Annotated in this window: 24 protein-coding genes; 9 read left to right on the top strand and 15 right to left on the bottom strand. The window is 53.9% G+C overall.

The annotated features are described in order from the left end of the window. Positions 1 to 21: 21 nt before the first annotated feature. The 4 genes from atpD to VE954_RS18195 are packed head-to-tail and all read left to right on the top strand — an operon-like array spanning position 22 to position 3,959. Complete coding sequence (atpD, locus tag VE954_RS18210) at positions 22 to 1,425, top strand: F0F1 ATP synthase subunit beta (RefSeq protein ID WP_324955337.1); 1,404 nt, start codon at positions 22 to 24, stop codon at positions 1,423 to 1,425. Positions 1,426 to 1,438: 13 nt separating this feature from the next. Further along, positions 1,439 to 1,855 carry an ATP synthase F1 subunit epsilon gene (gene atpC, locus VE954_RS18205; protein WP_324955335.1) on the top strand — a complete coding sequence of 139 codons (417 nt, stop codon included), beginning with the start codon at positions 1,439 to 1,441 and terminating at the stop codon, positions 1,853 to 1,855. Between the two features lie 3 nt (positions 1,856 to 1,858). After that, positions 1,859 to 2,950 (top strand): glycosyltransferase, encoded by a 1,092-nt coding sequence (locus tag VE954_RS18200; protein ID WP_324955333.1) that lies wholly within the window; start codon positions 1,859 to 1,861, stop codon positions 2,948 to 2,950. A gap of 19 nt (positions 2,951 to 2,969) precedes the next feature. Continuing rightward, positions 2,970 to 3,959, top strand: a complete 990-nt coding sequence (locus tag VE954_RS18195; RefSeq protein WP_324955332.1) for an SDR family oxidoreductase — start codon at positions 2,970 to 2,972, stop codon at positions 3,957 to 3,959. Positions 3,960 to 4,051: 92 nt separating this feature from the next. Here the strand turns inward: VE954_RS18195 and ftsZ are convergent, their stop codons facing one another. The 11 genes from ftsZ to rsmH all read right to left on the bottom strand — a co-directional run bounded on the left by ftsZ (position 4,052) and on the right by rsmH (position 17,567). Further along, complete coding sequence (gene ftsZ, locus VE954_RS18190; RefSeq protein WP_324955330.1) at positions 4,052 to 5,647, bottom strand: cell division protein FtsZ; 1,596 nt, start codon at positions 5,645 to 5,647, stop codon at positions 4,052 to 4,054. 113 nt (positions 5,648 to 5,760) lie between these two features. Further along, positions 5,761 to 6,939: a cell division protein FtsA gene (gene ftsA / locus VE954_RS18185; protein WP_324955328.1), complete on the bottom strand. Its 1,179-nt coding sequence runs from the start codon at positions 6,937 to 6,939 to the stop codon at positions 5,761 to 5,763. Between the two features lie 16 nt (positions 6,940 to 6,955). Continuing rightward, on the bottom strand, positions 6,956 to 7,783 hold the full coding sequence (locus VE954_RS18180) for a hypothetical protein (RefSeq protein WP_324955326.1): 828 nt from the start codon (positions 7,781 to 7,783) through the stop codon (positions 6,956 to 6,958). After that, complete coding sequence (murC, locus tag VE954_RS18175; protein WP_324955324.1) at positions 7,746 to 9,146, bottom strand: UDP-N-acetylmuramate--L-alanine ligase; 1,401 nt, start codon at positions 9,144 to 9,146, stop codon at positions 7,746 to 7,748. Before murC ends, VE954_RS18180 begins: the two co-directional genes overlap by 38 nt. Before the next feature lie 91 nt (positions 9,147 to 9,237). Continuing rightward, on the bottom strand, positions 9,238 to 10,359 hold the full coding sequence (ftsW, locus tag VE954_RS18170) for a putative lipid II flippase FtsW (RefSeq protein WP_324955322.1): 1,122 nt from the start codon (positions 10,357 to 10,359) through the stop codon (positions 9,238 to 9,240). 51 nt (positions 10,360 to 10,410) lie between these two features. Beyond that, complete coding sequence (gene murD / locus VE954_RS18165) at positions 10,411 to 11,769, bottom strand: UDP-N-acetylmuramoyl-L-alanine--D-glutamate ligase (protein WP_324955320.1); 1,359 nt, start codon at positions 11,767 to 11,769, stop codon at positions 10,411 to 10,413. Between the two features lie 8 nt (positions 11,770 to 11,777). Next, the gene (gene mraY / locus VE954_RS18160) at positions 11,778 to 12,851 is read right to left on the bottom strand and encodes a phospho-N-acetylmuramoyl-pentapeptide-transferase (protein ID WP_324955318.1); all 1,074 of its coding nucleotides are present in this window, start codon (positions 12,849 to 12,851) and stop codon (positions 11,778 to 11,780) included. A gap of 9 nt (positions 12,852 to 12,860) precedes the next feature. Beyond that, positions 12,861 to 14,234, bottom strand: a complete 1,374-nt coding sequence (locus tag VE954_RS18155) for a UDP-N-acetylmuramoyl-tripeptide--D-alanyl-D-alanine ligase (protein WP_324955316.1) — start codon at positions 14,232 to 14,234, stop codon at positions 12,861 to 12,863. Between the two features lie 15 nt (positions 14,235 to 14,249). Next, positions 14,250 to 16,184, bottom strand: a complete 1,935-nt coding sequence (locus tag VE954_RS18150) for a penicillin-binding protein 2 (protein ID WP_324955314.1) — start codon at positions 16,182 to 16,184, stop codon at positions 14,250 to 14,252. A gap of 74 nt (positions 16,185 to 16,258) precedes the next feature. After that, complete coding sequence (locus VE954_RS18145) at positions 16,259 to 16,531, bottom strand: hypothetical protein (RefSeq protein WP_324955312.1); 273 nt, start codon at positions 16,529 to 16,531, stop codon at positions 16,259 to 16,261. A gap of 73 nt (positions 16,532 to 16,604) precedes the next feature. Next, positions 16,605 to 17,567 (bottom strand): 16S rRNA (cytosine(1402)-N(4))-methyltransferase RsmH, encoded by a 963-nt coding sequence (gene rsmH / locus VE954_RS18140; protein ID WP_324955310.1) that lies wholly within the window; start codon positions 17,565 to 17,567, stop codon positions 16,605 to 16,607. A 350-nt stretch (positions 17,568 to 17,917) separates the two neighbouring features. Between rsmH and VE954_RS18135 the strand changes: the two genes are divergently transcribed. After that, positions 17,918 to 19,066: a LysM domain-containing protein gene (locus VE954_RS18135; protein WP_324955308.1), complete on the top strand. Its 1,149-nt coding sequence runs from the start codon at positions 17,918 to 17,920 to the stop codon at positions 19,064 to 19,066. Between the two features lie 149 nt (positions 19,067 to 19,215). Here VE954_RS18135 and VE954_RS18130 read toward each other — a convergent pair whose 3' ends face one another. The 3 genes from VE954_RS18130 to VE954_RS18120 all read right to left on the bottom strand — a co-directional run bounded on the left by VE954_RS18130 (position 19,216) and on the right by VE954_RS18120 (position 22,236). Further along, on the bottom strand, positions 19,216 to 20,169 hold the full coding sequence (locus tag VE954_RS18130) for a nucleotidyltransferase family protein (protein WP_324955306.1): 954 nt from the start codon (positions 20,167 to 20,169) through the stop codon (positions 19,216 to 19,218). Then, complete coding sequence (locus VE954_RS18125; RefSeq protein ID WP_324955304.1) at positions 20,166 to 21,215, bottom strand: aminoglycoside phosphotransferase family protein; 1,050 nt, start codon at positions 21,213 to 21,215, stop codon at positions 20,166 to 20,168. The genes VE954_RS18130 and VE954_RS18125 overlap by 4 nt, the downstream gene beginning before the upstream one ends. Positions 21,216 to 21,303: 88 nt before the next feature. Beyond that, positions 21,304 to 22,236, bottom strand: coding sequence for a diacylglycerol/lipid kinase family protein (locus VE954_RS18120; RefSeq protein ID WP_324955302.1), 933 nt, complete (start codon positions 22,234 to 22,236; stop codon positions 21,304 to 21,306). A 40-nt stretch (positions 22,237 to 22,276) separates the two neighbouring features. Between VE954_RS18120 and VE954_RS18115 the strand changes: the two genes are divergently transcribed. Next, positions 22,277 to 23,173, top strand: coding sequence for an RNA polymerase factor sigma-32 (locus VE954_RS18115; protein ID WP_324955300.1), 897 nt, complete (start codon positions 22,277 to 22,279; stop codon positions 23,171 to 23,173). On the opposite strand, the gene VE954_RS18110 is transcribed toward VE954_RS18115, so the two are convergent. Next, positions 23,170 to 25,230 (bottom strand): ATP-dependent helicase, encoded by a 2,061-nt coding sequence (locus VE954_RS18110; RefSeq protein ID WP_324955299.1) that lies wholly within the window; start codon positions 25,228 to 25,230, stop codon positions 23,170 to 23,172. The genes VE954_RS18115 and VE954_RS18110 overlap by 4 nt on opposite strands. A gap of 173 nt (positions 25,231 to 25,403) precedes the next feature. Here VE954_RS18110 and VE954_RS18105 point away from each other — a divergent pair, with 173 nt between their 5' ends. The 3 genes from VE954_RS18105 to VE954_RS18095 form a co-directional block, all read left to right on the top strand. Further along, the gene (locus VE954_RS18105) at positions 25,404 to 25,997 is read left to right on the top strand and encodes an isoprenylcysteine carboxylmethyltransferase family protein (protein WP_324955297.1); all 594 of its coding nucleotides are present in this window, start codon (positions 25,404 to 25,406) and stop codon (positions 25,995 to 25,997) included. Positions 25,998 to 26,015: 18 nt separating this feature from the next. Next, positions 26,016 to 26,354, top strand: a complete 339-nt coding sequence (yajC, locus tag VE954_RS18100; protein WP_324955295.1) for a preprotein translocase subunit YajC — start codon at positions 26,016 to 26,018, stop codon at positions 26,352 to 26,354. A gap of 32 nt (positions 26,355 to 26,386) precedes the next feature. Next, positions 26,387 to 26,575 (top strand): hypothetical protein (locus VE954_RS18095; protein WP_324955293.1); only part of this gene is annotated, 189 nt, incomplete at its 3' end.

Below are 26,575 nucleotides of genomic sequence, written 5' to 3'. Positions count from 1 at the left end.
GATCTAAAGGAGATATATTCAATGCAACCGGGAACTATCGTACAGGTCATGGGACCAGTCGTTGATGTCGAGTTTCCTCTCGGCTCACTGCCTCCCATTTACAATGCTTTGAAACTGACCAACACGCTGATCAGCAAAGAACATGAAAACCTGGTCTTGGAAGTGGCTCAGCACTTGGGTCAGGGCGTGGTTCGCGCCATCGCCATGGACACCACAGAAGGTCTGACTCGCGGTTTGACCGTGCGAGACACCGGTGACCAGATCACGGTTCCCGTTGGTCGCGCCGCTCTGGGCCGCATCCTGAACGTGATCGGCGATCCGATCGATGACGCGGGTCCTGTGAAGACGGAAAAGCGTTACCCCATTCACCGTGATGCTCCCAAGTTTACCGATCTGGCCACCCAGGCTGAGGTTCTGGAAACAGGCATCAAGGTTGTGGACTTGATCGCTCCTTACGCCAAAGGCGGTAAAATCGGTCTCTTCGGTGGTGCCGGTGTGGGCAAAACCGTTTTGATCCAGGAACTGATTAACAACGTTGCTATTCAACACGGTGGTTTCTCGGTGTTTGCGGGTGTGGGCGAGCGGACCCGTGAAGGGAACGATTTGTTCCACGAAATGAAAGATGCGGGCGTTATCGATAAAACCGCTCTGGTGTTCGGCCAAATGAACGAGCCACCAGGAGCCCGTGCACGCGTGGCCTTGAGTGCTCTCGCCATCGCTGAATATTTCCGCGACGAAGAAAATCAGGACGTACTCCTGTTCGTCGATAACATCTTCCGCTTTACCCAGGCGGGTTCGGAAGTGTCGGCTCTCCTCGGCCGTATCCCATCTGCTGTGGGTTACCAGCCAACTCTCGCTTCCGAAATGGGCGAGCTCCAGGAGCGTATTACCACCACGAAAAACGGTTCGATTACATCGGTTCAGGCCGTTTACGTGCCTGCTGACGATTACACCGACCCGGCCCCAGCCACGACCTTCGCTCACTTGGATGCGTCGACCGTTTTGTCCCGTCCGATCGCCGAGCTCGGCATCTATCCTGCTGTGGATCCACTGGGATCCAACTCGCGTATGCTTGACCCGCAAATCGTCGGTGAGGAGCACTATGCAACAGCCCGTCGCGTGCAGCAGATTCTGCAACGCTACAAGGAATTGCTCGACATCATCGCGATCCTGGGTATGGACGAATTGTCGGAAGAAGATAAGCTGATCGTGGCGCGCGCCCGTAAAGTGCAGCGTTTCATGAGCCAGCCGTTCTTTGTTGCGGAACAGTTTACCGGTAACGTCGGTAAGTATGTGAAGCTCGAAGATACGATCAAAGGCTTCAAAGGCATCTGCAACGGTGAATATGACCATATTCCTGAGCAGGCGTTCCTGTACGTCGGTACGATTGAAGAAGTTGTCGAAAAAGCCAAGAAATTCCAATAAGGACAGGTAGCTTATGGCTGCTAATTTTGACCTCAAAGTCCTGTCTCCCAGCCGCGCCGTGACAACAGTCAAGGCGACCGCTGTGACCCTGCCTGGCGTTATGGGGTATATGACTATACTTCCGGATCACGCGGGTATGGTTGCGGAATTGGATCAGGGTGAAGTGACGATAATGACCGCAGACGGCGCCGTCGAACGATTTTTCGTGTCCGGTGGTTACGTGGAAGTTGAAGGCAACCGCGTGACGTTGCTGGCTGACGTGATTGAACGGGCCCGTGAGATTGATGTGAACCGTGCTCAGACCGCTCGGAAACGTGCTGCTGAACGTCTGGGTCATATCAGTGCCGATATCGATCTTGAACGAGCCAACCGGGCTTTGAGACGGGCGGATCAACGGATCCAGATGTCTCAAGCAACCCCGAAGTCCTGATCCATGCAGATGGACAGCAGGCCCACAGCTGATCCTGGAGCCATCCTCTGGGACGGTTTTGGCCTGCAAACCCTGCACTCCGGTGTCGGCCGCCATGCCTGGGATCTGCTCCAGGCCTTGGAACGGGCGGCCTGCTCACCGCGCATCATTCCTTCTGTCCCCACACTCGATTTCCACTTTTCCTCGCATATTCTGCCGAAAAACAGCCGCTGGCCGCAGTCGCGAATCAAACCCTGGGCCTTGTTTTGGTCATCGCAATGGTTGAAACAGTATATGCAGTCGCGCGCGGGCCTGTGCGTGGTCCATGGGCTCAGCAATTATAATATCCCAGGTTTAAAAGCCTCACGACTCCGCAAGGTCCTCACGGTCCACGATCTGATCCCGATCCTGCAGAGGCAGGAGGTTTCAGCTGCCCTTGGCCATTATCTGCGTTATCAATTGCCACGAGCCGTGTCCGCCGCCGATGCGATCATTTGCGTGTCGCGTTGGACGGAAAACACCTTGCATGACCATTACCCTTCCAGCCGAGGCCGCACCCTGGTGATCCCCAATGGGTGGCCGAGACCGACGGAAAAAAAAACTCCCGCGGGAACCCATCTTCTCACCATAAGCCGGCAGGAATCGTATAAACGCCTGGGCCTGATCCCTGAAATTCTGCAGCAGCTGCCGGCCTCATTTTGCTGGACTGTGGTGACAGATGCCGGTGGGGCGGCTCTTCTGAAGAGCGTGTCCGATCCCAGACTGCTGGTGCAATCGCAGATCAGTGACAAGGACATGCAGACGCTGCATGCTGCGGCCGATCTTTACGTGCATCCGAGTTTGCTCGAAGGCTTTTGTCTTCCGGCTGCAGCCAGCATTGCGCAATGTGTTCCAGTGATTTTTACCCAAGGCAGCGGCATCGATGAAGTGGTGGGTGAGGCCGGCATGGGTCTTTCGCCTGAGGCTGGGTCTCGATCCTGGGCCGCCGCCATCCTTGAGCTGTTGGCGAACCCCGACAGAGCCCTGCTCTGTACCCGGCGCAATCAGTCGGCTTCAAGCTGGGATGATGTGGCTGCCAGGACCCGCGCGCTTTATGATAAACTGGGGGAGCGCTAACTCATCCAGGAGGTGACGTGTGACCAGGAAAAACCCAGGCTCCGCTCCCCAGAAACCAGCAGCCGATGTTCTCATCTCAGGTTCGGCAGGTTTTATCGGCCGGCATTTACTGAGACGACTCTCCGAAAAAAACCGGGCCAGCATCAGCCTTTATCATGCGCGTTTGCCAGAGCCCATGGCGCATGCCTTGCCCGTGTTCGGTGATCTTCTGCGCGTCGAGCATCTGTCGCCGGCCCTGGATGGAATAGAGACTGTAGTTCACCTGGCCTGGAATCAAAGTTTTCGCACCCGCATCGAGGATGCACTTTGGGGTGCGGAAGAAACCATGATGGCCAGCCGCAATCTGGAAATGCTGCGCAACCTGATCCAGGCCATGCAGGAAGTGGGGACGAGGCGCATTATTTTTGTGAGTGCCCTCGGCGCGTCACGAACCACGGAATCGCTTTACCTTCAGGAAAAATATCAGGCTGAACTGATGATCCTGAATTCCAAGATCCCGGAAAAAATTATTCTGCGGTCAGCCTTAACTTTTGGGGATATTAGGTATAAAGATCGGTTGGTTACGGCCATTGAAAGGCTCATGCGTTTTCCCTGGTTTTATCCCGTGCCAAAATCCAGGGAAAAGCTGGCTCCGCTGCATGTTCAAGACCTCAGCGAAATTCTTTTACGTCTGATCGACCAGGCCTTGCCCGAGCAGGCCCAGATTCTCGAAGTCACAGGTCAGCAGGAACTGGCACTCGAAGAAGTTTTCCGTATCATCTCGCAGGGCATAGGCAAGGGTACGCATATCCCATTGAAAGGCTTTCTGGGGGAGGCCCTTACGCCGCTCTTTGAACGGTTGCGTCGAGATACGACGCCCGTCGGTCCGCATATTCGCGATCTTTTGACGATTGGGAATCGGCGCGATACGGCCACGACCATCAATAGTCCGCTGCAGCAGACGCTTCCCACCGGCGAGCACCGCTTTCAGGATGCCATGCAGCAGCATGAGCAGCCGCTTTTGCAGTAAAGCCGATCCTGGACCTTGGCCGGCCGCACGACGCTGCAGGTTGAAAAAGAAAAAGAAAAAGAAAAAGCCCGGAGGTCATCCGGGCTTTTTATTTAAGACAGTGAAAGATCCTTCGAGGATTTTCTGAGGAACGATGGAATATCCAGGTCCTCGTCGTCCTGAGGACGGTGAGGGGTCTTGCTCAGCTGCTCAGCGATTTTCAGAGCTTCATCGATTTTACGATCCATTTCGTCTGACAGGGACGCGAGGGCAGGGACCGCATCGTCCTTGGCAAACAGTTCCGGATCATCAAACGACTCCAGAGCTTCATTGGTCAAAGCGCCGACGCCCGAGGCCGAAGCACCTTCGATACGAAGATCGCGCTCGGGAGCTTTCAGTTCCATACCGGCCATCTGAGGGGAATCCACTTCCATCGTCAGACGAGCCAGGCTTTCTTCAAGCGAAGGACGGGCTTCCAGGGCCGCAGGCGGCGCATAAGGAGCCGGTGCCGGAGTGGCCACAGGCGCGCTGACCACGGGCGGCATATAAGGACGAGCGGGCGAGGCCATCATAGCCGTCGGTCGTGCCACGGGAGCATGAACTGGCGCTTGTTCTCGACGCGGTTCCACAGGAGCACGCACGGGTTCCGGAGTGCGGATCGGCGTTGTACTCAAGCCCAAAGGCGCTGGTTTCATAAAACCGGAGCGGCGATTGCGATGGTTGCTGCTATCGCGGACGTGATCCAGATCGCGGCTTGGAAAGCCGGTGGCGATCACAGTAACGCGCATCATGGCCCCAACGTTTTCATCAATCACAGCACCGAAGATGATGTTGGCATCTTCATGAGCCGCTTCCTGAATGATCGAGCAGGCTTTGTTCACTTCATGAATGGAGACGTTTTCACCGGCTGTGATGTTGATCAGGATGCCCGTGGCACCTTCGATACTGACATCTTCCAGAAGAGGCGAGTTGATCGCGCGACGAGCGGCTTCTTCGGCACGATCCGGACCTTCGGAAGTTCCGATACCCATGAGCGCAAGGCCCATGGACGACATCACGGTCTTGACGTCGGCAAAGTCGACGTTCACCTGGCCAGGGATATTGATGATATCCGAGATGCCTTTCACGGCATTCACCAGAACGTTATCGGCCATGCGAAACGCATCGATCATACTCAGATCAGGGCTGGCGATTTCCAGAAGGCGCTGGTTTGGGATCGTGATCAGCGTATCAACGCTTTCTTCCAGACGCTTGATGCCTTCCTCGGCATATTTCATGCGTCTTTTGCCTTCGAAAGCAAAGGGCTTGGTCACCACGGCAACCGTCAAAGCCCCCATTTCACGGGCGATCTGAGCCGCGATCGCTGCGCCGCCGGTCCCGGTCCCGCCGCCCATACCTGCAGTGATAAAGACCATGTGGGCACCAGCCAGAGCTTCCGTAATCGCCGCGCGATCTTCCAGCATCGCATCACGACCGATATCAGGGTCAGCACCGGCACCGAGGCCGCGGGTCAGTTCTTTGCCAATTTGAATTTTACGTTCGGCCAATGAAAAGCGAAGGGACTGCACATCGGTGTTGGCCGCGATGAACGTTACCCCTTCGATATTGGTGCGAATCATGGTGTTGATTGCATTACCGCCACCGCCGCCGATGCCGATGACTTTGATGTTCGCCGTTGGAGGGACAAAATGATCCGAATCGAGAGCCATGAAAAACTCCTTCGCGACCTGCATCGAGGCTGTGAATTTTATTTGGATTTGTTGGGACTAAGAAAATTATAGAGAGGAACCCGGCTCACTGTCAAATTATTGACTGATTCGCTTCAGGAGAGTTCGCGAATCCAGTTCACAAATTGATCCAGATAGCGGCGTGACCATGAACCATTCATCTGCTGCGCGCTGACACGACGACCCAGCTCCAAATTGAGCAAACCCAACGCCGTGGCATGACGTGTGGTATGGACACCAAGTCCCATCTGGTCCACGGACAGCTGAGGCGGAGCGACTTTGACTTGAACTTTAAAGCGATCCGCAAGAAAGCGATCGATTCCAATCACCTGCGACCCACCACCGGTCAGAAGAATGCCGGCGCCCAGTTGACCGCGGAATTCCAAAAGATCATTGGCCAGATGCGCACCCAGCTCATGAATGCGCGAGCCGAGCACAATAAAGACCTTTTTCGCGAGAGGATCAAGCTGGTGACGGAGTTCCTTGGGCGTATCGTAATACTTAAGCCCATAGGTATGCTTGAGGTGTTCCGCTTCCTGAAGACTGACGTTCAATCCCATGGCCAGGTCACGTGTCATCATCGAACCAGCGATGTTGATCGTAAAAGCCTTGAGGGGTTTGCCATTTTGAAAGATCACGCCATCGGTGGTCCCGCCGCCGATATCAGCGATGGCCAGACCCAACTGTTTGGCTTCATCCGCCGCACAGACAGAAGCCGAGGCAAATGGCTCTGAAAAGAGACGCAGCACTTCAAGGCCATTGGCATTGCACACGCGAATGATGTCGCGCAGATAATCCTTGTCGGCGTCAATCGCGAAGTAGCGACCGCTGAGATTCGAGGCCGTGAAGCCCACAGGATTACTGGTCTCCTCACGCGAATCGATGCGATAGGCGATCGGCACACAATGAAGAAGTTCACGGAAGGGCGTTTCCGCCTTGATTTCCACTTCTTCCAAAAGGCGCTTGAGGTGCCTCGTCTGGCAAGGCTGATGCGGGATGGTAAGACTATGTTCGACGATCGTACTCCGCAGATGGCTGCCAGCGACGCCGACGATCACCTTATCGATCAGCACATTGAGCTGCTTTTCGGCTTTTTCCACCAGCTCTTTGAGACAGCGTTCCGCTTTGGTGAAATCCGAGACCATACCCCTATGCATGCCGTCAGCAGGAACTTCGATGAGTTCCAGCTTGGGCGCACCTGATCCCCAGATCAAAGCAGCGATGCAAAATTTCGTTGTCCCAAGATCGAGGGCAAAAAGTTGCTTGGATTGCACGTTAGTTCCTAAATTTCTAGAGTACACTCTCTTTGACGAAGGCTTTGCCTTTGTAATCAACTTCAATCGTAGCCGAAGAAAGGCCGCGCTCTTTCAAGCTGAGAATGATCTTTTCGAGCTTCATGTATTTGTTGGAGTAGGGTTTAAAACCGAGTGTCACCCGGTAATTCGAGGCTTCAAGATCACCGCTAATCCCGCGAAAGTCATCATAAACAAGGCTACGATACTTTATATTATACTTGCTTCCATCATGGATGGCGAGAAGGGCCTCGTCGATTATCTTCTGGTTCCCGGAGCTGACACGATAGGTTCCGTTGGCGGTCCGAGCCATTTTCTGCCTGCGGTCCAAACCCTTGAGGACAGGGAGCGACAGGACATTGCCCTCAGGCAGTTCACCGAAAATAATTCCATCCGCCGTCGCAAAGCGCCGACGATCGAGTTCGACAATCATAGCTGCTGCGAAGGGTTCTGTACCGATGGACAGACGCTCCGGTGCGGTGCGAATCAAGGTGATGGACCTGAGGCCCATCTTCTGATGCAGACGCTCGGCAAATTGCGGCAGTGAATCACCGTTAATGGTCGACAGCTGACCATAGGCTTCCCGAATCGGTGCATCATCTTCCACACCAATGCTGCTGAGGACCTGCAGTTCGGGACGTTCGTCGTTGCGGAGGAAATCGAAACCGGAGGAGGCAAGTCGGGGCTTGAGCCAAAGGCTGAGGCCAACGCCACCGGCTATGACAAGCACCGGCGGCAGGAGGTTTTTCAATACGGGCAGAAGGCGATAACGTCGCTTGAGCTTTTGACTATTGAGGAGTCCTTTGTTGCGCCGTTTTTTGCTCATGGAGAGCATCCTTCCATTCTTGACTCAACTGCGATACGTCGCCGGCTCCCACCGTGATGAGGACCGTCGGACGACGCGGACTTTGTAAAAGTTTATTTAGGATCTCAGGGCTGTAAGGCTGAGCTTTGACGCGACTGACGCGACTCAGGTCTTCCGCCAGAATACTGGGGGAAAAATCCCGATCGGTGGACTCGCCCGCTGCATACACAGGCATGATGAGCACTTCGTCCGCCGCTGAAAAAGAAGCCATGAGTTCATTATACATAGTTTCCAGTCGCGAGTATCGGTGCGGCTGAAAGATAACAATAAGTCGATCGGCAGGAAATGCTTCCCGTGCACCTTCAATACATGACTGAATTTTTCCTGGATTATGGGCATAGTCATCAAATATTTTGACACCATCAATTTCGGCAACCAGCGAGAAACGCCGCTTTACACCAGGATAGCGCGACAGCGCCTCCGCGGCTTTCTGGAGATCCAAATCCAAAGCCTTGGCAACGGCCAAACAGCACAGAATATTCTGCAGATTGTGACGACCCACAACCGGAGCCCGGCCCTTTATCAAAATTTTATCCACCACCGCCTGGTAGTCCGCAACCGCACCCTGGCTTTTAAAATTCAGGCCGCGCACTTCCGCACCAATGCGGGTTCCAAAGGTCAGCCTTTGGCCAGCAAACTCATGGGCCACTTCACGCGCGGCAGGGTTATCCCAGCCAACAATCGCCCAACCCTCGGTCTGCGTTTTGCTGAGAAAGCTGAGAAAGCCACGCTTCAGGCCTTCCAGGTCCTGGTAGTAATCGAGATGGTCGAGGTCAATGTTGGTGATGATGCTGATAAAAGGCTCGTAGCGCAGAAAGCTGCCGTCCGATTCATCGCATTCAGCGACAAACCACGGACCGGAGCCGGCCATGGAATAGCTATTGGTGCCAACGAGTTCTCCGCCGATGGCGGCCGTGGGATCCAGCCCGTTTTCCCGCAGCATAAAGGCAATCATGGCGGTTGTTGAAGTCTTGCCGTGCGTACCGCTCACGCAAATGGCTTTGAAACGGCTCATCAGCTCATGCAGAAACTCGGAGCGATGCAAAATCGTTAAACCCAGCCTTTGCGCCTCAGCCACTTCTGGATTGATGCCTTTAATCGCGGTCGAGGCCACAATGCGAACCGCACCCTGAGGTATGGCCGCTGCGCTATGGCCAATGGTGACACGGGCCCCTCGGGCTACCAGCTCATCCGTACTGCTTGATTGACTTTGATCGGAACCGCTGACCTGATAACCCTGAGCCAGAGCTATTTCCGCCAACGGACGCATGCCAGTACCACCGATCCCTATAAAATGCACAAGCCTTGGGGATTCGTCTTTCATTTTATTCAACTCAGTCGCGTGGAATGATCAGGTTGCAAGGCAGTCCCTACCGCCCAGGTTGGTCGCCAGGTTCAGCGGATGCAAAGGAATGTCAGCCTGCACGGCTGGGAGAAACCTTGGCGAGCCGGGCGAGGATTCCCACCATCAGCAAAAAGCTGAGAAGAGAGCTCGATCCATAGCTGACGAAGGGGAGGGGCATTCCTTTCGTCGGCAGAAGACCCATGGCGACTCCCATATTTACGATAGCCTGAATGGAAATTAAAGAACTTATCCCCATGGCCAGGAATTTTCGGTAGGTCTCATTCTGCATGGTCGTGATGCGTAGCCCAAGCCAGGCAATGTACGCAAAGCAGGTCAGCACAAGGAAGACACCCAGGAGTCCGGTTTCCTCACCGATCACGGACAGGATAAAATCCGTATGCGCTTCAGGCAGAAAGAACAGTTTTTGCCGGGATTCTCCGAGTCCGGCGCCTAAAAGACCACCGTTATGAAAACCCAGGTAACTCTGCACGATTTGAAAGCCACCGGTGCGTATGGATTCCCAGGGATCGAGGAAGCTCGTGATCCGGGCGAGACGATAGGGTGCATGCAGAATTGCAGCGACGACACCAAGAGCCCCCAGACAAAAGGCTGTGACGATATAACGAACCGGAAGACCCGCAACAAAAAGCATCAGCATGGTGATCGATACATAGACCACGGTGGATCCAAAGTCGGGTTGCAGCATCAGCAGCAGAACAAAGCCACTGAGAACACCCAGATTAGGCAGGATGGCCATGGGTCTTTTATCGATGCGGGCCGAAGGACGGCTCAGGTTTCGGGCCAAAAATAAGATAAGGGCGACCTTGCCCAGCTCACAGGGCTGAAACGTAAACCACGCAAGTCGAACCCAGCGCGCGGCGCCATTGGCTTTGTACTGCAATCCAGGAATCAGAGTGAATAAAAGCGCGATGGCCGAGACGATCACCAGGGGCAGGGTGAGCATTTCAATCCACCGCAGAGGCATGGTCTGTAGCACCATGATCATGCCGAAGCCAAAAGCAGCCAGCACAAACTGTTTGCGTACGAAGAAGAGCGTATCGTGAAATTTAATTTCAGCCGGGATGCTGGACGAGGTGTAAATCGCCAGCAGACCGAGCGCAGTCAGCAGGAAAACGGTGAAGAGCAGGGCGTTGCGATAGAATCGACCTTCAGAGACAGAAGGTGTTTCCATGTAAATCTCCTCACTTCACATCATGGCCATCCCTCTATTGTTTCCTTTGCCTCAGGTCTTGTCCAGCAGAGGAACCAAAATTTGATTGAAAAAGGCTCCCCTTTCTTCAAAGTTTTTGAACTCATCAAAACTGGAGCAGGCAGGGGAAAAGACAATCGGCGCGGGATGTTGCCCGGCCATGGTCGGAATTTCGCTCAACGCAGCCTTCAGCGTGGGAAAAACGATAGGGTTTAAAGCTTGAAGATCGCTGCTGATTTTAGGGCCGGCCGCACCAAAGGCCACCAGCTTTAAGATGCGGTCACGAAAGTCTGCGACGGGCGCAAAAGATTCGCCTTTAGGATGACCGCCGAGCATAACTATCGCTGGCACACGCATGCTTTGCAAAGCCACAAGGGTGGATTCCACATTGGTCGACTTGCTGTCATTGAAAACAGGATGACCCATAAGGCTGCCGATTTTTTGAAAACGATAGGGGAGCCATTCATAGCTGGCAACGCTCTGCATGAGCTGCGGCCACGGTGCGGTCACGAGACTGCGCACAGCCAGGATGGAAGCCACAACGTTGAGCTGATTATGAAAGCTCAGCTCCGCGGGCAAAACTTCAGGCTGCGGAAAACCATCACCGCTGACCCTGCCTTGCTGCGAATCGATATGCACTACGCTCGTCGGCACGAAATCGCCAAACGGCACTTCCGCATCGACCGTGATCTGTGTGATCGGGGCCTTGGGAACGGGCATTCCATATTGTTTCGCATACTCCAAAATGCGACGCGGCATGATCAGGCTGCCGGTTTCCACGGTGGCCATCATCAATTTCCACTTGGCCCGAAAATAGTTTTCCATGGTGCCGTGACGTTCGAGATGATCGGACGAAAAAGACATGAAAAGGCTGCAGTGATTGCGAATAGGCTGAGAAAAGTCGAGCTGATAGGAGGAAAGTTCCAGCACAAAGATTTCAGGAACCCGCCCTTCCGCGATCACAAGACTGGGCGCAACCCCGATATTGCCGCTGGCTTCAGCCTTGTTCCCGAGTTCCTGCAAAAGATGCGCAAGCAGGGTCGTCGTCGTCGACTTGCCGTTGGTCCCGGTCACACCCATCACGGTGCCATCAAAGACATCCAGAGCCACATCGATTTCACTGAGGATGGGCAGGCCACGTCGCCTGGCTTCCTGAAGGATAGGAATATCGGGGGAAAGTCCGGGGCTCACCACCAACTGGGTGATTCCTGTCAGGAGTTCCGGAGTCTGCGGTCCAATGACCAGTTCAGCTCCGGCGTTGCGAATTTCCTGGGCCACATCGGGGAATTTCTCGGCTATGTCAGAAACCAGAGGCTTATGCCCCTGGCTCAACAGCAGCCTGGCAGCACCCAGGGCCGAACGTCCGGCCCCGATAATCAAAGTCTTGTTCATTTTACGTCTCAGCGCAGTTTAAGGCTCATGAGACCGATAATGGCAAGAATGATGGAAATAATCCAGAAGCGAACGATGACCCGAGGCTCCGGCCAACCTTTCAGCTCAAAGTGGTGATGAATCGGCGCCATGCGGAAAATGCGCTTGCCGCGGAGTTTGAAACTTCCCACCTGAATGATCACCGACAGGGCCTCGATCACAAAGATGCCGCCGACGATGACGAGCAGGATTTCATTTTTGGTAAAGACAGCGATGGCACCCAAAGCTCCACCCAAAGGCAGCGATCCGACATCTCCCATGAACACCTGAGCAGGGAAAGTGTTGTACCACAGAAAGCCCATGCCAGCGCCGATCAGACACGCGCAAAAAATCGCGAGTTCGCCGGTATCCTTCAGATAGTGCAGCTGCAGATATTCCGAGATCTTCACGTTACCGCCCACATAAGCAAGAATGGCAAAACAGGCTGAGGTTGTCATAACGGGACCGATGGCGAGTCCATCGAGACCATCGGTAAGGTTCACCGCATTACTCGCCCCGACAATTACAAAAGCAGCGAAGGGAATATAGAACCAGCCGAGATCGATGACCCATTCCTTAAAGAAGGGAAAATGCAGCTCGCCGTTCCGATAGATCCAAAAATGGGCGGTGCAGATCAGAAGGGCGACGGCCCACTGTCCGACCAGTTTCTTTTTACCCGACAGACCCTTGGTGTTCTTTTTGGACACTTTCAAATAATCATCAAGAAAACCAATGAATCCATAGGTCATGGTTACGACGCAGACAAACCAAAGATGCGGGTTGACCCAGTCCATCCAGAGCAGGGCAGGAATCAGAGTCGCGGCAAGAATCAGACCGCCACCCATGGTGGGCGTGCCGGCTTTGGAAAAGTGTGACTGCGGTCCATCATTGCGAACCTGCTGACCGATTTGTCGGTTTTTCAGTTTGCGGATAAACCAGGGTGAGAACACAAAGCTGATACCCAACGCCGTCAACAGAGCCGCCATCGACCGAAAGGTGATGTAGCGGGTCACGTTGAAGACCGTGAAATTGTCGGCCAGGTTGTGGAAGATGTGGTAAAGCAAGGCGGTTTCCTATGGAGTGAGAAGGGCATCGATGATTTTACTTAATCTTAGACCATTGGAAGCTTTAACGTAAAGCAGCTCAGCATCAGGCCAAAACGAAGGCAATTGCACGATCACCTGATCGGCATTGTCGAACTGCTGAACGCGATCCTTGGGCAGCCCCGAACGGATCGCTTCGTCGGCAATCCAGCGGGCCATCGGACCCACGGTGATCAGTTTCGCGGGTTTAATGTCCTGGGCGCAGTAAGCTCCAACCGCACGATGCGCTGCTTCCGAGCTGTCGCCCAACTCCAACATATCACCCAAAATCAAAAACGTTTTGCGATGGGCATAGGCTTTACGCAGAGTGCTGAGCCCGGCCTTCATGCTTTCCGGATTGGCGTTGTAGCAGTCATCGATCAGCAACTGATGGCGCAAGGTGTGGACTTTGAAACGACCTTTGATCCCGTGAAACTTCTGCAGGCCGGCGGCGCAGGCGGCAGGATCGAGTTTCAGCGCCAGACCAATGGCCAGACAGGTCGCGGCGTTGATCGGAAAGCTGCTGTGATAAAAATCCGATTCCACCGTCTGCTTTTGGCCACGAATATCAAAGTGCAGGCGCACGCGGCCACGGCCGTCGAGGTCGGTTTGAAGCAGTCTGACATCGGCTCCGGCTTCCCGTCCAAAACTGATCAAAGTCTTGTTTTTGAGCCGTTTCATCGCTTCATCAATACGGGCATCATCTTTGAAGTAAACCGCGGTCGGTGCCGCCGCGATTTCCATCTTGGCTTCCAGAATTTTGAGCGGTCCCCCGAATTCGCCCACATGAGCGCTGCCGACGTTAAGGAGTACGCCGATGTCCTGCAGGGTAATCTGGGAAAGAAATTCGATATCGCCCTTATGCCTCGCGCCCATTTCAATCACGGCAAAGCGATGCAAGGGTGTCAGGCGACAGAGGGTGAGGGGAGTGCCCAGCTCGTTATTGAGACTGCCTTCGGTCTTGAGAGTGGGAGCGATGCTATGCAGCATGGCGGCTGCCATCTCTTTCACCGTGGTTTTGCCCGACGAGCCGGTTATTCCCACGAGTTTGCAGCCGATTTCCTTGCGCCACCAGCGGGCCAGATCCTGCAAGGCCTTGGTTGTATCAGTAACTTCAATCCCCAGTTTGCGGAGTTCAGGAGACAGTTGGTCTCGCAGGCGGGTTTCATAGAAAAAACCGACAGCCCCCTTATCCACCGAGGCCTGGATAAACTCGTGGCCATCGAAGTTCGCGCCGCGGATGGGCATAAACCATTGACCGGATTCGATCCGGCGACTGTCGCTGCTCACGCGATTGGGAAGATCAAAAGGCAGGGATTCACGTTCTGTGCGCCATCCCAGGTCTTCCACAGGATTTTTGACCATGGTGTGCGGGACTCCTTAAAGGGCTTGATTGCCCCGGCTTTCTGACTTTTGTAGATGATCGGTGGTTCCTTTTGCAAGCGCGTCTTTTGCCGGAAACTTGTCGGGAGCCACATTCAGATAGCGCAGGGTTTCCTCGGCAATTTCCTGGAAGATGGGCGCAGCCCACGTACCGCCCGTATAAGGTTTCAGAAACGGTTCATCCACTACGACATAAATCACGAGGTGCGGGTCCACACTGGGCGCGAAACCGATGAAACTGGCAATCCGTAGATGATCGGAATATTTGCGCGTCTGCGGATCCACCTTTTCACTGGTGCCGGTTTTCCCAGCAGAGGACCAGGACGTCAAGGCCGCTTTACTCCCCGTGCCTTCATCGACGACTTTACGGAGGACATGTCTCAGGCTGGAGGCGGTGGTCGGGGAAAAAACCCGCCTTACAATCTCTGACGCGTGCGATTCGATCATGCCGCCTTCCGGGGATTCAATGTGATCGATAAAGAAAGGTTTCATAAGATTGCCGCCGTTGGCGATCGCGCCGAACGCCTGGACCATTTCCAGGCCCGACGCATAGAAACCCTGACCAAAGGCAACGTTGGCGAATCGCACAGGTCGCCATTTCTGCCAGGGACTGACGCGGCCAAAGGTTTGTCCGGGAAAACCAATCTGATTGTCACGTGAACCAAAGCCGAATTCGCCCAAAGTCTGGGCCAGACGTTCCGGGCCCATGCGCTTGGCTATGCGATAGGTTCCAATGTTACTCGATTCAATCAGAATTTCCTCAGTCGACATGCTCGGAGCACCGTGTGTATCGCGGATCTGCCATTTATCTTCATGGTAGGTGCCGTTGAAGGTGTCGTGAACTTCGTCCATCCTGGTGAGTCCTAATTCCACAGCCCGACCGATGACCAGGGGCTTGACGACCGAGCCGGGTTCGAAAATATCGGTAAGCGCACGGTTGCGATTGATTTCCGAAGGGGCGGTGTTGGCATTGGCAATAGCCAGGATCCGACCTGTATGGGGATCGGAGACAATGGCGAAACCGCCACGAGCTTTGGCTTTCTCAATGCCTTTCATCAGGGCGCGCTGGGCGGTGTTTTGAATCGCACTGTCCAGAGTCAGAACGATGTTCTTGCCGGTTTTCTCGGGCAAGGCGAGCAGCGAGTCGCGATAGATGGATTGACCGCGGGCGTCCCGATTGCGGAAGGTGCTCAGAACTTCGCCCTTCAGCATTCCATCATAAGCGAGTTCCACGCCCTGCAGGCCGCGGTTGTCGATCCCCACCGAACCGATCAGAGGGACCAGATCAGTGCCGTTCGGATAAAAGCGTGCGGGCTCGGTGATTTCAAAGAGACCGTCGATATTCAGTGCGGTCACTTTTTGCGCCTGGGTCAATTCCACTTTACGGGCAAGCCAGGCGAAGTAGTTGGTCCGTTTGGCAACTTTACGCACATGCGCGGGCGAGATTTCGAGAATCTGCGCGAGCTGCCGCGTTTGTTGCGGGGAGGGATCAAAAATACGCGGGTTCACGTAAAAGGACGGCCGACGGATACTGATGGCCAGCGGTTCTCCGCGCCGATCATAAATATTGCCTCGATAGGGAGACAGATCGATGCGCGTTTGATATTGACGTCGACCCAGCGTTTCCAAAATATCGGCCGATGGACTCAGAATGTGAATCGTGACCGCCCGACCGGCGAGAACCGCAAACACTCCAAAGAAGACAACGGCAATCAAACGATTGCGTCCGCCATAGAACGGTCCCAGGGTTTGACTTGGCCGTTGGCGCCATAAACTTACAAAGAGCTGAGTGGGGCGAAGTCGTCCGAGCCAGGCATGACGTGATTCACCTTGAGACTCGTTTTTGGAAGGATGGGGAGTTTCGCTCGGGCTCAGCTGTCCGCTCCCATCTCTATCTTGACGAGATTCGCTCGGGCGTAGCCGTCCGCTCACGTCTCTATCTTGACGAGTTTCACCCTGGCGCTCGCCTTTTAAGCGGCTCCAAACTTGACGAATATTTGGCATTTTCAATGGGCAGCCCAAACATCTTTATGGTTTTCATCAACACGTGCGGAAATACTCATCAGACTTTCCCGGCGGGTGATTTTCGCCAATTCCATCTTCAGCGTGCTTTGAGATTCCAAAAGGTCAGTTTCCGTCTGCTTCATCTGGCCAATCTTATAGCCAATGATCGTGGTCTGGATGGTGATGTAGGCTTTGAAGGAGGCGAGGCCGAACCCTCCGACCAGCAGGACGAAGGGTAATTTGTTCCAAATGCGCGTCAGAGTCGAAAGCTTCATGAATCCTCCCAAGGCGACCACTCGGGTCATATGTTAAGGATATCAGGACTCAGGCATAACAGGTGCCTGAGTTTTACAGCTTTTCTATAACTCGCAGCTTGGCACTTCGGGCTCTAGGGTTTCGTTCGACTTCCTGGTCCGATGGTTCCAGTGGAAACGGTTTGATAATTTGAAACCGTTTTTCATACATGGCATCCAGCTGGGCGGCGGTGATCGGAACGTGCCGATCAAACTGCGGCTTGTCTCCATCGACCAGGTGCTTGAAACCCTGCTTGACCAGCCGGTCTTCAAGGGAATGGAAGGCGATAATCCCACAACGGCCACCCGATGCGAGCACTTTGGGGAAATCCCGCAGCAAAACTTCCAGCTCTTCGAGTTCCGCATTGACTGCAATCCGCAGCGCTTGAAAAACCTTGGTCGCGGGATGTTTGCGACTGCGTTCCTTATAGTGAGATGCTGCGGCCACAACGTTGGCCAGATCGGTGGTTTCGGTAAACGGCTTTTCCGCGCGGCGCCGTAGAATCGCGCGGGTGATCGGGCGAGCCTGGGGATCCTCCCCATAGTCCCGGAAGATTTTAATCAGTTCCTCTTCCAAACCTTCATTCACCAGATCAGCGGCCGTTGGACCACGGGTCTGATCCATGCGCATATCCAAAGGACCGGATTTGGCAAAAGAGAAACCGCGTTCGGCATGATCGAGCTGCGGCGAGGAAACACCAATATCCGCACAAAGACCCTGAATACGTCCGACCACGCCACGACTTTCAAGTTCCGCCAACAAATCGGAGAAAGGCGCTTGAATTAGGGTAAGTTGTCCACTGGCCAGCTCCGCTGCAAACCGCCTATTCAAAACCGCCTGAGCCCAGGCATCACGATCAAACGCAAAGACTTTTCCACCTGGTCCCACCTGATCAAGCAGGATGCGGGTGTGTCCACCCCCGCCGGCCGTACAATCGACCGCATAATCACCCTCCTTCAGCTTGAGACTCTCGACCAGTTCTTCGCGCAGAACGCTGATATGTTCGAAGTTTTCCATAACTGCCCCTCGTTCTGGAGAAGGCTTTGTCATACGCGAGGGGCGGCAGAGGGGCAACTGGTATTAGCTTATCGTGCCTAATCTGGTGTGGTCAAATTCCGCCTGGTTGACTTGTCAAAACGATAGATCACGCTTCATCACTCCCGCAAAAAGCGCAGAACAGGCAGAAATTCTCGGGGGAAAGCAGGAAATCCATGCCGCTTGCGGGCTTCATGATTTCAGATTGTAATGGCTAAAGGGTCGGAGCTTTTCTTCCGAACCGAACGATAGGTATCGTTTCACCAGGCATATGGAGGTGTCTTCATGGTGAGTTCAGTGTCGAGAATTCAGTGTCACAAGGGGGAGGGATCATGAGATCACAATGGGTCAGGTTACTATGCCTCGCCAGCCTCATGTTTTCGCTGCAGTTTCTGAACCTTGGTTGCTCGAGCTCAAGCTCCGGCGAAGAAGGAACAGAAGAGGAAGTCGCAGCGACAAACGAAGAGCAGGCAGCAGCCGAGAACAACGCAGCAGAAGGTGAAGGAGAGCAGGCGGCCAACAATGAGCAAATGGCCAACAACGAAACAAACGGTGCGGAAACCAACGGCTTGAACAACGCCGAAGGTGCCAACCAGGCTGAAAACAATGGTATGAATAACGGTCTGAATGATGGCGGCAATGCGATGGCTGAGAACAATCAGGGTCAGCAAGGCGGCGAAGAAGACCTGCAGCAGATCATTGAAGAAATGAACACAGCCAACAACAATCAGCTGCCCGCTAACAACGGCAACCAGGGCATGATGAACAACGGCGGCAACGCGATGGCTGACAACGGTATGGGCAATGCAGCCATGGATTCCGGCATGAATGCTGCGATGAATCAGGCGTCATCAGCTCCTATGGAAGCAGCCCCAGCAGCCGGCGGTGCGGTCAGCGGTACTCCCGTTGGTCCTGGTCTTCCCGAACTCGGCTCGAAGATGTCTTATGTTGTTCAGAAGGGTGACACCCTGGGCAAGATCGCAGCACGTATCTTCGGTGATTCCAACAAGTGGACCGAAATCGCCAACTTCACAGGTATCGCCAACCCACGATTGATCTATCCCGGTGATGTGGTTTATTACCAGTTGACCGAGCAGTCGATGCAGTTCGCTTCCACCTACGAAAGCGTCAAGCGTTCCGAAGTTCAGATTCAGCAAGGTGACACGCTGGCAACCATCGCTGGTCGCGTCTTTGGCAACTCATCTCTCTGGAAATTGATCTGGCGTCACAACGATATGATCGATAACCCTGACCGCCTGACTGCCGGTACCACTCTTTATTATGTGGATCCAGCAAGCATGGCCTCCAAGGAATCGAAGACTGAGCAGAAATTCGTGAAAGGCAAAACCCAAACCAAGTCCGGCAAACTGTTGACGGTAAGCAAAGTGAAAACCAGCAAGGCTGTTCTTGAAGTGGCCAATGATTCGCTGGATGACCTGTTTTCGCAAACTGTATCCAAAGATTTCCTAAAACGTACTTAATATTGTCACCTAACCTCTGACATCTTTCTTTGGAGCAGCTAACGAAGGCCTGATTTAAAGATCGAATCGCAATGACTTCACCCGAAGACTTATAGCGATGGAGATTTTAAAGACGAGCGTCGTGGCTTCCCCCCCTTCTTCTTCTCCTCCTAGACTATGTCCATCCTCACGTCCGGCGTTATAATCCCATTCTTCAAAATTTGACCAGGCATAATCACCGTTGATGGATAGACCAAGCACGATTGTATAGGCTGTTCACCCTGATCACCCTGTATAGGCCCAAAGATAAAGCTGTTCTGCCTATGCTGCGGAAAGGGACCAGGCCCACACAGCGCTGAATCACCCTCAAATCGAATCGACTGATCAAGACCAAGCCGCTGACAAAGACGCTCGCGATCCGGATGTTCAAGCACCGCACGATGCGCGGCGAAATAGTCCCGAGGCGTTCCGAGATCCTCCCAGAATCCCCGATGAATGAAGGCCTGAATCAAAGCCCCATTCCCTAGCAAACGATGATACGCCTCAATAATCGACGGACTGCCGCTTCCTGCGATCGCGCGCACCAATTTTGGACCGACGATATGGATGCCGCTGAACGTCGCCAGATTGTGCTTTTCCGTGGCTTTGACCGGCTGGTCGCCGATGGCCCTGATTTGCGTGCCTTCAAAGGCCACCGGATTGGTGCCCTTCTTATGCCGATCGAGCAGGACCATGGTCGCATCCGCACCGGACGTGCGATGCTGCTTCTGCAAAGCGAGCAGATCGATATCCGCGATCACGTCTCCATTGCAGATCAGAAGGTCATCATTCCCGAGCCAATGACGCAAGGGATTGATCGCCCCTCCGGTGCCAAGGATTTCAGGCTCATACGAGATGTGAGGAGGCGGTGTATAGACAGTCGGATGGCGTTGTATATGCTGCTTGATCACATCCGGCAGATGATGGGTATTGATCGCAATCGCGTGAATACCCAGCTTTTTGATCTGCTCATAGACAAGATCGAGAATAGGCCGGCCGTAGAACAGGCACAAAGGTTTCGGTAACACCTCTGTCAAGGGTCGCAGCCGGGTCCCGAGTCCGGCCGCCAGCAAAAGGGCTTTCATGTCGAGCCCCGCTCCTGCCAGCGTTTTTTAATGGTCTGAATCAGAGTTTTGGACAGGAAGGGCCAGCGGCTGTCTTCAATCAGATCGGCATCGAGCGTGGCCAGAGCCGGGGCAATATTACGAAGATAGTTGCCGCGGTTTTTCTTGACCGTCAGATAACCAAAACTGCCGATGGCTTTGATCTGCCGCTGCAGCAGCATGGGGCCGATTTCCTCTTCCAGGTCCGCCTTGTCGAGCGACCGGGTGGTCGCCAGCAACGCGGTGATCCCCTGCTTGATGAGAGCCCGACGTTCCGTACTGGTCAGAGGAATATAGGAATCAAAGCACAGCGAGACGAGATCATAGGTGGGTGGACCCAACCGGGCGTCCTGAAAATCAATGACCGCAAGATTTTTGTCTTTGATCATGATATTGCGCGAATGAAAATCGCGGTGCACAAAATAGTGCGAACGTTCCGCCAGCCATTCCGCAAGCGCTCGCGCATCCCGACTGAAAGCCTGCGCTTCTTCGGGAGTGAAATGCCATTCCAAAACGGCTTCCAAAAACTGCTCTTTGAAAAAATGGAGTTCCCAATCCAGACGTGCCGCATCAAAGGAGCGTTCGCGCCAGTGGGATTTTCCGGCTTCGGTAATTTCCAAAAAATGACCGAGCATGCTGAAAGCTTGCTGATAGAGCTGTAAAACCTCGGCTCTTTGCCCTTGTTCCAAGGCTTCCAGAGCAAAGGTTTCCATCATCACATCACCGTAATCTTCGATGATGAGCGCCGCGAAATCTGGCAGCGCGGCCATGGTACGAGGTGCGGGAATATTGTGATCGGCAAGCAGAGCGCTGATCTTGACCCACTCATAGCCGTCTTTGGCGAGCAAAGCCGCGTCATCGCCGGAAAGCTGCATCAGCACAAAGGTTTTTTCACTGGTTTTGTCGTGTATTCTATAATAGCAGCGGTCCGATCCGTCGCCCGCCAGCCAGCTGACTCGAATGTTTTCGAGACCAAGAGCCTGACTGATGGCCCATTCCGGGGGCGGCGGCAGGGTTTTGGAACGCATATTTGCTCCTGATTGATCGGGCGGCACCGGCAAACTGGGGGCCTGGGTCCTCACTCGGCTGACATCGTGATCCATGGTGTTCCACCTATTAGCTGCAAACAAATTCCAGCTCGGGGCCCGCTTCAATCTTCAGCGAACCGGTGGGGTTCACATAGATTTCGCCATCAACCGTAAAATGCACCGAACCCTCGTACCGAAGATTCGCGGTTTCACAGCAAAAACTGTGCTTTCCTGATGCGGGGCCTTCTTTTTGTTGTAACATGATCGCCGGCATATACCATAGCAACTTTTCCGGGGGACAGGTCACGACTGTCACCTGAAAATGGCCCGGACGCTGACGGGCCAGGGGCAAAAACTGCAGGCCCATGGGAAACTTGGTGATGGTGCCAGCAAAGGCTCCCAGAGCTCCGGCCCGCAATCGACCGCCTGGTTTAAACATCGCTTCAAGTCGATGCGAACGAATCACACGCCGGATTAATGGTCCACGCCACAGAAAGGAGTTGATGAGGCGTACACTCAGCCAGGTGGCCCCGACATGACCGTTCTTCTTCTGATAAAATTCTTCCAGGATTGCCGTGGACGTTTGATCCGCATAGAGGAAGCCATAGATCTCACCGATCTTCAACGTGGCAAGACTTTGGCTCTGTAAGGATTGCGGCTGTTCCGCATTTTGCAAAAGACGCCCCAGAATCTCATGCGGCCGGCCGCGCATGCCCAACTGGGCAGCCACGAGATTCATGGTGCCACCACCCAGAATGCAAAGACGCGGCAGGGGATCCTTGCCATATATGCGGATAATCCGGCTGATAGCTCGCGAGATGCTGCCGTCGCCGCCGTTTATTCCAATAATATCAATATCTTTTTCTTTGCATTCGCGAATGATGCGATCCAGATGATCGAGGTCCTGGCTCAGGGAAAAGATGCCTTTTTGACCAAGAACGCCCTGTAAAAGCTTTAATTCCTCGGGAGAACGCTTATTTAACTTAGAGTGGGGATTTGCTATGATCCCAATTCCTGGCATATTTCAGTCCCATTTGTCAGGTTGAAGCAGAGGTGAATTGATGTCGAAAAATCTGCCAACTCCGAAGGCTAGCCAGGCTGTTAGCAAGTTATCACCTCTCCAACTTTATCTGCAAGAAATCTCCAAATATTCCCTGCTCACGCCGGAAGAAGAATTGGAAGCCGCTCGCAAGCATTTTGAAGAGGGAGATATAACAGCTGCTCACCGTCTTGTAACCTCGAATCTCCGGCTGGTTGTGAAAATTGCCAACGACTTCCGTCAGGCTCAGGCCAACCTTCTCGACCTGATTCAGGAAGGCAATTATGGGCTGATGCAGGCTGTGAAAAAATTCAACCCTTATAAAGGGGTGAAACTTTCGAGTTATGCAGCCTGGTGGATCAGGGCCTACATTCTTAAGTACATCATGGACAACAAGAGCCAGGTTAAGATTGGCACAACAGCGGCACAACGCAAGCTTTTCTTCAATTTGCGGCGTGAAATGGACAAACTGCTCGCCGAATACGATCACGTCGATACCAAACTGCTGGCCGCGAATCTCGATGTTCGCGAAAAAGATGTGATCGACATGCAGATGCGCCTCAACGGGCCCGATTATTCTTTGGATGCCCCCGTGGGCGCAGATGATGATGGCGAAGGGGTGACCAGGGGGTCGATGATTGCCAATTCCGACCCGAGTGTCGAGGACACGCTGGCCACCAATGAATTGAACAGTATCTTTGGCGAACAGTTGGAAAGCTTTCGGCAGACGCTGAAAGGTCGTGATCTGGAGATCTTTCAAGACCGCATCATGAATGAAAACCCCGTGACTCTGCAGGAGATCGGCGATCGTTACGGCATCAGCCGCGAACGGGCCCGACAGATCGAAGCCCGCATTGTGAATAACCTGAAAAACTTCGTCAAAGACAAGGGTATCATCGACCTCGATTCCGAGGACTAGATATCCCGTTTGGCGAAGCCACCGCGCAGCTCGGCTTTCAGCTTGGAAAGCCGGCTGATATTAATTTCTTTCTTTTGCTCCTCCTCCACCATCGAACGCATCTCGGCATCGTGTTCCGTTTCGACACCCTTGTTCGGCAGTTCGTCTATGAAACGACTCGGTTTTCTTGTCGCTTTTTTGAACTGCGAAAATCGTTCGCGGGCATAGGTCAGGTGCAATTTGATCTTGGCCCGGGTGATCGCAACATAAAACAGGCGCCGCTCTTCCATCAAGGCCTGATCCGAATTCACGCTATTTTTGTGGGGCAATTGATCCTCTTCCACACCGCACAGGAATACGACCGGGAATTCCAGGCCCTTCGAGGCGTGGATCGTCATGAGTGAAACGTGATTGTCGTTGCCGCCCTTCTTGTCTTTTTCGTTATCGCCAAGACTCAGCGAATCCAAAAGATCGATCAATTGCAGCTGACCGCGGTCCTCGACCTGCCGTTCGGCGAGGGTTTTGATCCATGTCGGCAGTCGTTTCATGGAATCGATCTTGCGCCGCCTGGCCCCTTCATGCGTGGTCTTGTTGCGAATTTCATCTTCCAGACCAAATTCCTTGATGATCCGCTGGCCGCGAGCTTCCAGGTCGTTGACGTCCACCAGCGGTGTGTCATGCAAACTTTTTATGGCCTGCACGAATTCATGCGTGGCCTTGCGCGCCCGACTGTCGAGATCCACCAGGTCCTGATTCAAAACCTCCAAAGGACTTTTGTCATGGGCCTTGGCGGCTTCCTCGATTTTTTCCAGAGTCTTGAGGCCGATGCCGCGCACGGGCGTATTGATGATTCGCCAGAAGGCCAGCCGATCACCGGGATTCACAGAAAGCCTAAAATAGCAGAGAAAGTCTTTCACTTCCTTGCGTTCAAAGAAACTCGTGCCGCCATAAACCTTATAGCTGACCTGCATCTCCCGCAGGGCCATCTCCACCGCCTTGGCCTGGGCATTGGCGCGATAGAGGATCCCGATGTCCTTGGGTTTGAAACCCTGACCCAGGAGAGTGAAGCATTTCTTGGCAATCCACTTGGCCTCGTTCACATCATCGGCGTGGGACGCGAGCGTGATGGGATTCTGATTCTGTGATGAACTCCAAAGAGTTTTGACCTTGCGACCGGTGTTATTGCGAATCACCGTGTTCGCCGCATGCAGGATCACGTTCGAACACCGGTAGTTCTGTTCCAGTTTGATCAGCAGCGTGCCGGTGAAAATCTGCTCAAAGCGATCCAAAGTTTCCACCAAAGCGCCACGCCAGCTATAGATCGATTGATCGTCGTCACCGACCACACAGATATTGCGGGACTCTTTGGCCAAAAGTTCCAGAATATAAAGCTGGGCGAAGTTGGTGTCCTGAAACTCATCCACCAGAAAATAACGCCAGCGCTCCTGGAGTCTTTGGCAAAGGTCGGGATGGTTGCGCAGCAGCCAGGCCGTTTTGAAAATGCAGTCATCAAAGTCAATCACGCGATTCAATTTCAACTGGCGTTCATAAACGTCGTAAATTGCGGCCAGCACGGCCGGATCCTTATCGGAAAACCGTAGCGGGTCAGCGACCATCACATCCTGCGGCCTTAGCAGCGCATTTTTCGCGGAACTGATCCGAGCCAGAAGATCCTCGGGCCTATAGAGTCCCTGCCAGCCGCGTTCTTCCATCGCTTTCCGCACCAGATCCAGCTGATCCGAAGTCCCGGCCAGAGAAAAACGCTTATCAAGACCAGCTTCATGCGGGAATTCACGAAGAATACGCAGGCAGAAGCTGTGGAAGGTACCGATGATGATGCCTTTGGCCTGACGACCCACCAGTTCCATGAGGCGCTCGCGCATTTCGCGGGCGGCTTTATTGGTAAAGGTCATGGCCACGATTTCGCTCGGTGGCACGCCGGCATTGAGCATAAAGGCCATGCGATAAGTGATCACCCGCGTTTTACCGGTGCCAGCTCCGGCGATAATCATCACCGGGCCGTTGATGCGGGTGACGGCCTGATGCTGTTCGGGATTAAGCTGCGAAAAATCGACCATGTTCTTCTTCTCTCGGCGTGAGGACTTTTTGATCGCCATCCATACTCGGATTCGATGCCCGGGTCAAACGCGTAGGGATTTCATGGCACAATTCCTGGGAAGATTCTTCAATTTTACGTTTCCAGTGTGCTAGGATGCTGGGAACAGACAATAATTTCAGAGGGGTTCAGGGAGTGGCAGTCGCTATCGCAAGTCTGCCTGCAGAACTTCCGGCAGTGCTCGTTCTCGTCGCCACCGCGCTTGTCACCTACGGGGAGCGCCGGGTGCATGGCTATAATTATGCTTACCTCAAAGTGGTGGGCGGCGAGGAGCTGATTCCGGAACTCATGAAGCGGTACTACCAGCTGCAAATGGCTCTGCCGTTGATCGCCTGGCTTTCGCATTTTACTTTACCCCATGTTCTGCGATGGACGGCCATCCCCATGCTGGGTCTAGGGCTTCTGATGGCCAGCATGCTGCTGCGGGTCTGGTCCATGCGCAGTCTCGGCCGTCTTTGGACCCAACGCTGCGTCTTTGTACCCGGCATGCCACGATCGGATCACGGACCTTATCGTTTCATGCGTCATCCCGAATACGCAGCCCATATGCTTGAGGGACTTGGACTTTTACTGTTTTTTGGCGCCAATCCGTTGGTGCTGGGCCTCTGGTTTTGGAATGCAAATAATGCAGCCAAAATCTGCAAAATCGAGTCCCGTCAGCTTTATGAGCTGTCGGTTGCTCCGTTGCAAATGCCGGAAGCCTCGAGTACAGTCGGAGCCTCTGATTAGCACCCCGCGGGAGGAATCATGTCGCTGTTCTCATTGATGGACGTCGCCTATGCGCAAGGCGGAAAACCGGCGCAACCGAGCACCTTGGAAATTCTCATCATGCCTCTGGCATTTATTGTGATCATGTATTTCCTGGTGATCCGGCCTCAACAGAAAAAGGCCAAAGACCACCAGGCACTGCTGACGGCATTGAAGGTCGGCGACGAAGTGGTGACCACGGGCGGCATCATTGGTCGAATCAAAACGATGGCCGATACTTTTGTGACTTTGGATGCAGGTCCCAATACCACATTGAAAGTCCAAAAAAGCCATATCACCGCCGCCCCTAAAGCAGCTGTGGCCAAGGCTGAAAAATAAGCCTTTCGGATCCACGCCAGGAGTTTGTGTTCATGCGGAGCCCCCTTGTATCCGGTCTATGCCTTGTATTCCAGGGCCTGGCTCTGACCAGCAGTCTTTATGCGGCCGATGATGACACGCGGGAAAACGCCTGGTCATTGCCCGAGGAGATTGAAGCTGTCAGTGGCAGTGCCGCCGCGATGGCTGGTTCTGGTGTGGCGAGTGTCAGCGATCAGGCGGCG

The organism is Oligoflexus sp., assembly GCF_035638955.1.
GTDB lineage: Bacteria > Bdellovibrionota_B > Oligoflexia > Oligoflexales > Oligoflexaceae > Oligoflexus.
This window is presented reverse-complemented; position numbering and strand designations above follow the sequence as displayed.

Bases quoted from the DNA above. Each gene is read 5' to 3' on its own strand.
- atpD (WP_324955337.1), top strand. From the start codon at position 22: ATGCAACCGGGAACTATCGTACAGGTCATGGGACCAGTCGTTGATGTC.
- atpC (WP_324955335.1), top strand. From the start codon at position 1,439: ATGGCTGCTAATTTTGACCTCAAAGTCCTGTCTCCCAGCCGCGCCGTG.
- VE954_RS18200 (WP_324955333.1), top strand. From the start codon at position 1,859: ATGCAGATGGACAGCAGGCCCACAGCTGATCCTGGAGCCATCCTCTGG.
- ftsZ (WP_324955330.1), bottom strand. From the start codon at position 5,647: ATGGCTCTCGATTCGGATCATTTTGTCCCTCCAACGGCGAACATCAAA.
- VE954_RS18180 (WP_324955326.1), bottom strand. From the start codon at position 7,783: ATGAGCAAAAAACGGCGCAACAAAGGACTCCTCAATAGTCAAAAGCTC.
- murC (WP_324955324.1), bottom strand. From the start codon at position 9,146: ATGAAAGACGAATCCCCAAGGCTTGTGCATTTTATAGGGATCGGTGGT.
- ftsW (WP_324955322.1), bottom strand. From the start codon at position 10,359: ATGGAAACACCTTCTGTCTCTGAAGGTCGATTCTATCGCAACGCCCTG.
- murD (WP_324955320.1), bottom strand. From the start codon at position 11,769: ATGAACAAGACTTTGATTATCGGGGCCGGACGTTCGGCCCTGGGTGCT.
- VE954_RS18155 (WP_324955316.1), bottom strand. From the start codon at position 14,234: ATGGTCAAAAATCCTGTGGAAGACCTGGGATGGCGCACAGAACGTGAA.
- VE954_RS18145 (WP_324955312.1), bottom strand. From the start codon at position 16,531: ATGAAGCTTTCGACTCTGACGCGCATTTGGAACAAATTACCCTTCGTC.
- rsmH (WP_324955310.1), bottom strand. From the start codon at position 17,567: ATGGAAAACTTCGAACATATCAGCGTTCTGCGCGAAGAACTGGTCGAG.
- VE954_RS18135 (WP_324955308.1), top strand. From the start codon at position 17,918: ATGAGATCACAATGGGTCAGGTTACTATGCCTCGCCAGCCTCATGTTT.
- VE954_RS18130 (WP_324955306.1), bottom strand. From the start codon at position 20,169: ATGAAAGCCCTTTTGCTGGCGGCCGGACTCGGGACCCGGCTGCGACCC.
- VE954_RS18125 (WP_324955304.1), bottom strand. From the start codon at position 21,215: ATGCGTTCCAAAACCCTGCCGCCGCCCCCGGAATGGGCCATCAGTCAG.
- VE954_RS18120 (WP_324955302.1), bottom strand. From the start codon at position 22,236: ATGCCAGGAATTGGGATCATAGCAAATCCCCACTCTAAGTTAAATAAG.
- VE954_RS18115 (WP_324955300.1), top strand. From the start codon at position 22,277: ATGTCGAAAAATCTGCCAACTCCGAAGGCTAGCCAGGCTGTTAGCAAG.
- VE954_RS18110 (WP_324955299.1), bottom strand. From the start codon at position 25,230: ATGGTCGATTTTTCGCAGCTTAATCCCGAACAGCATCAGGCCGTCACC.
- yajC (WP_324955295.1), top strand. From the start codon at position 26,016: ATGTCGCTGTTCTCATTGATGGACGTCGCCTATGCGCAAGGCGGAAAA.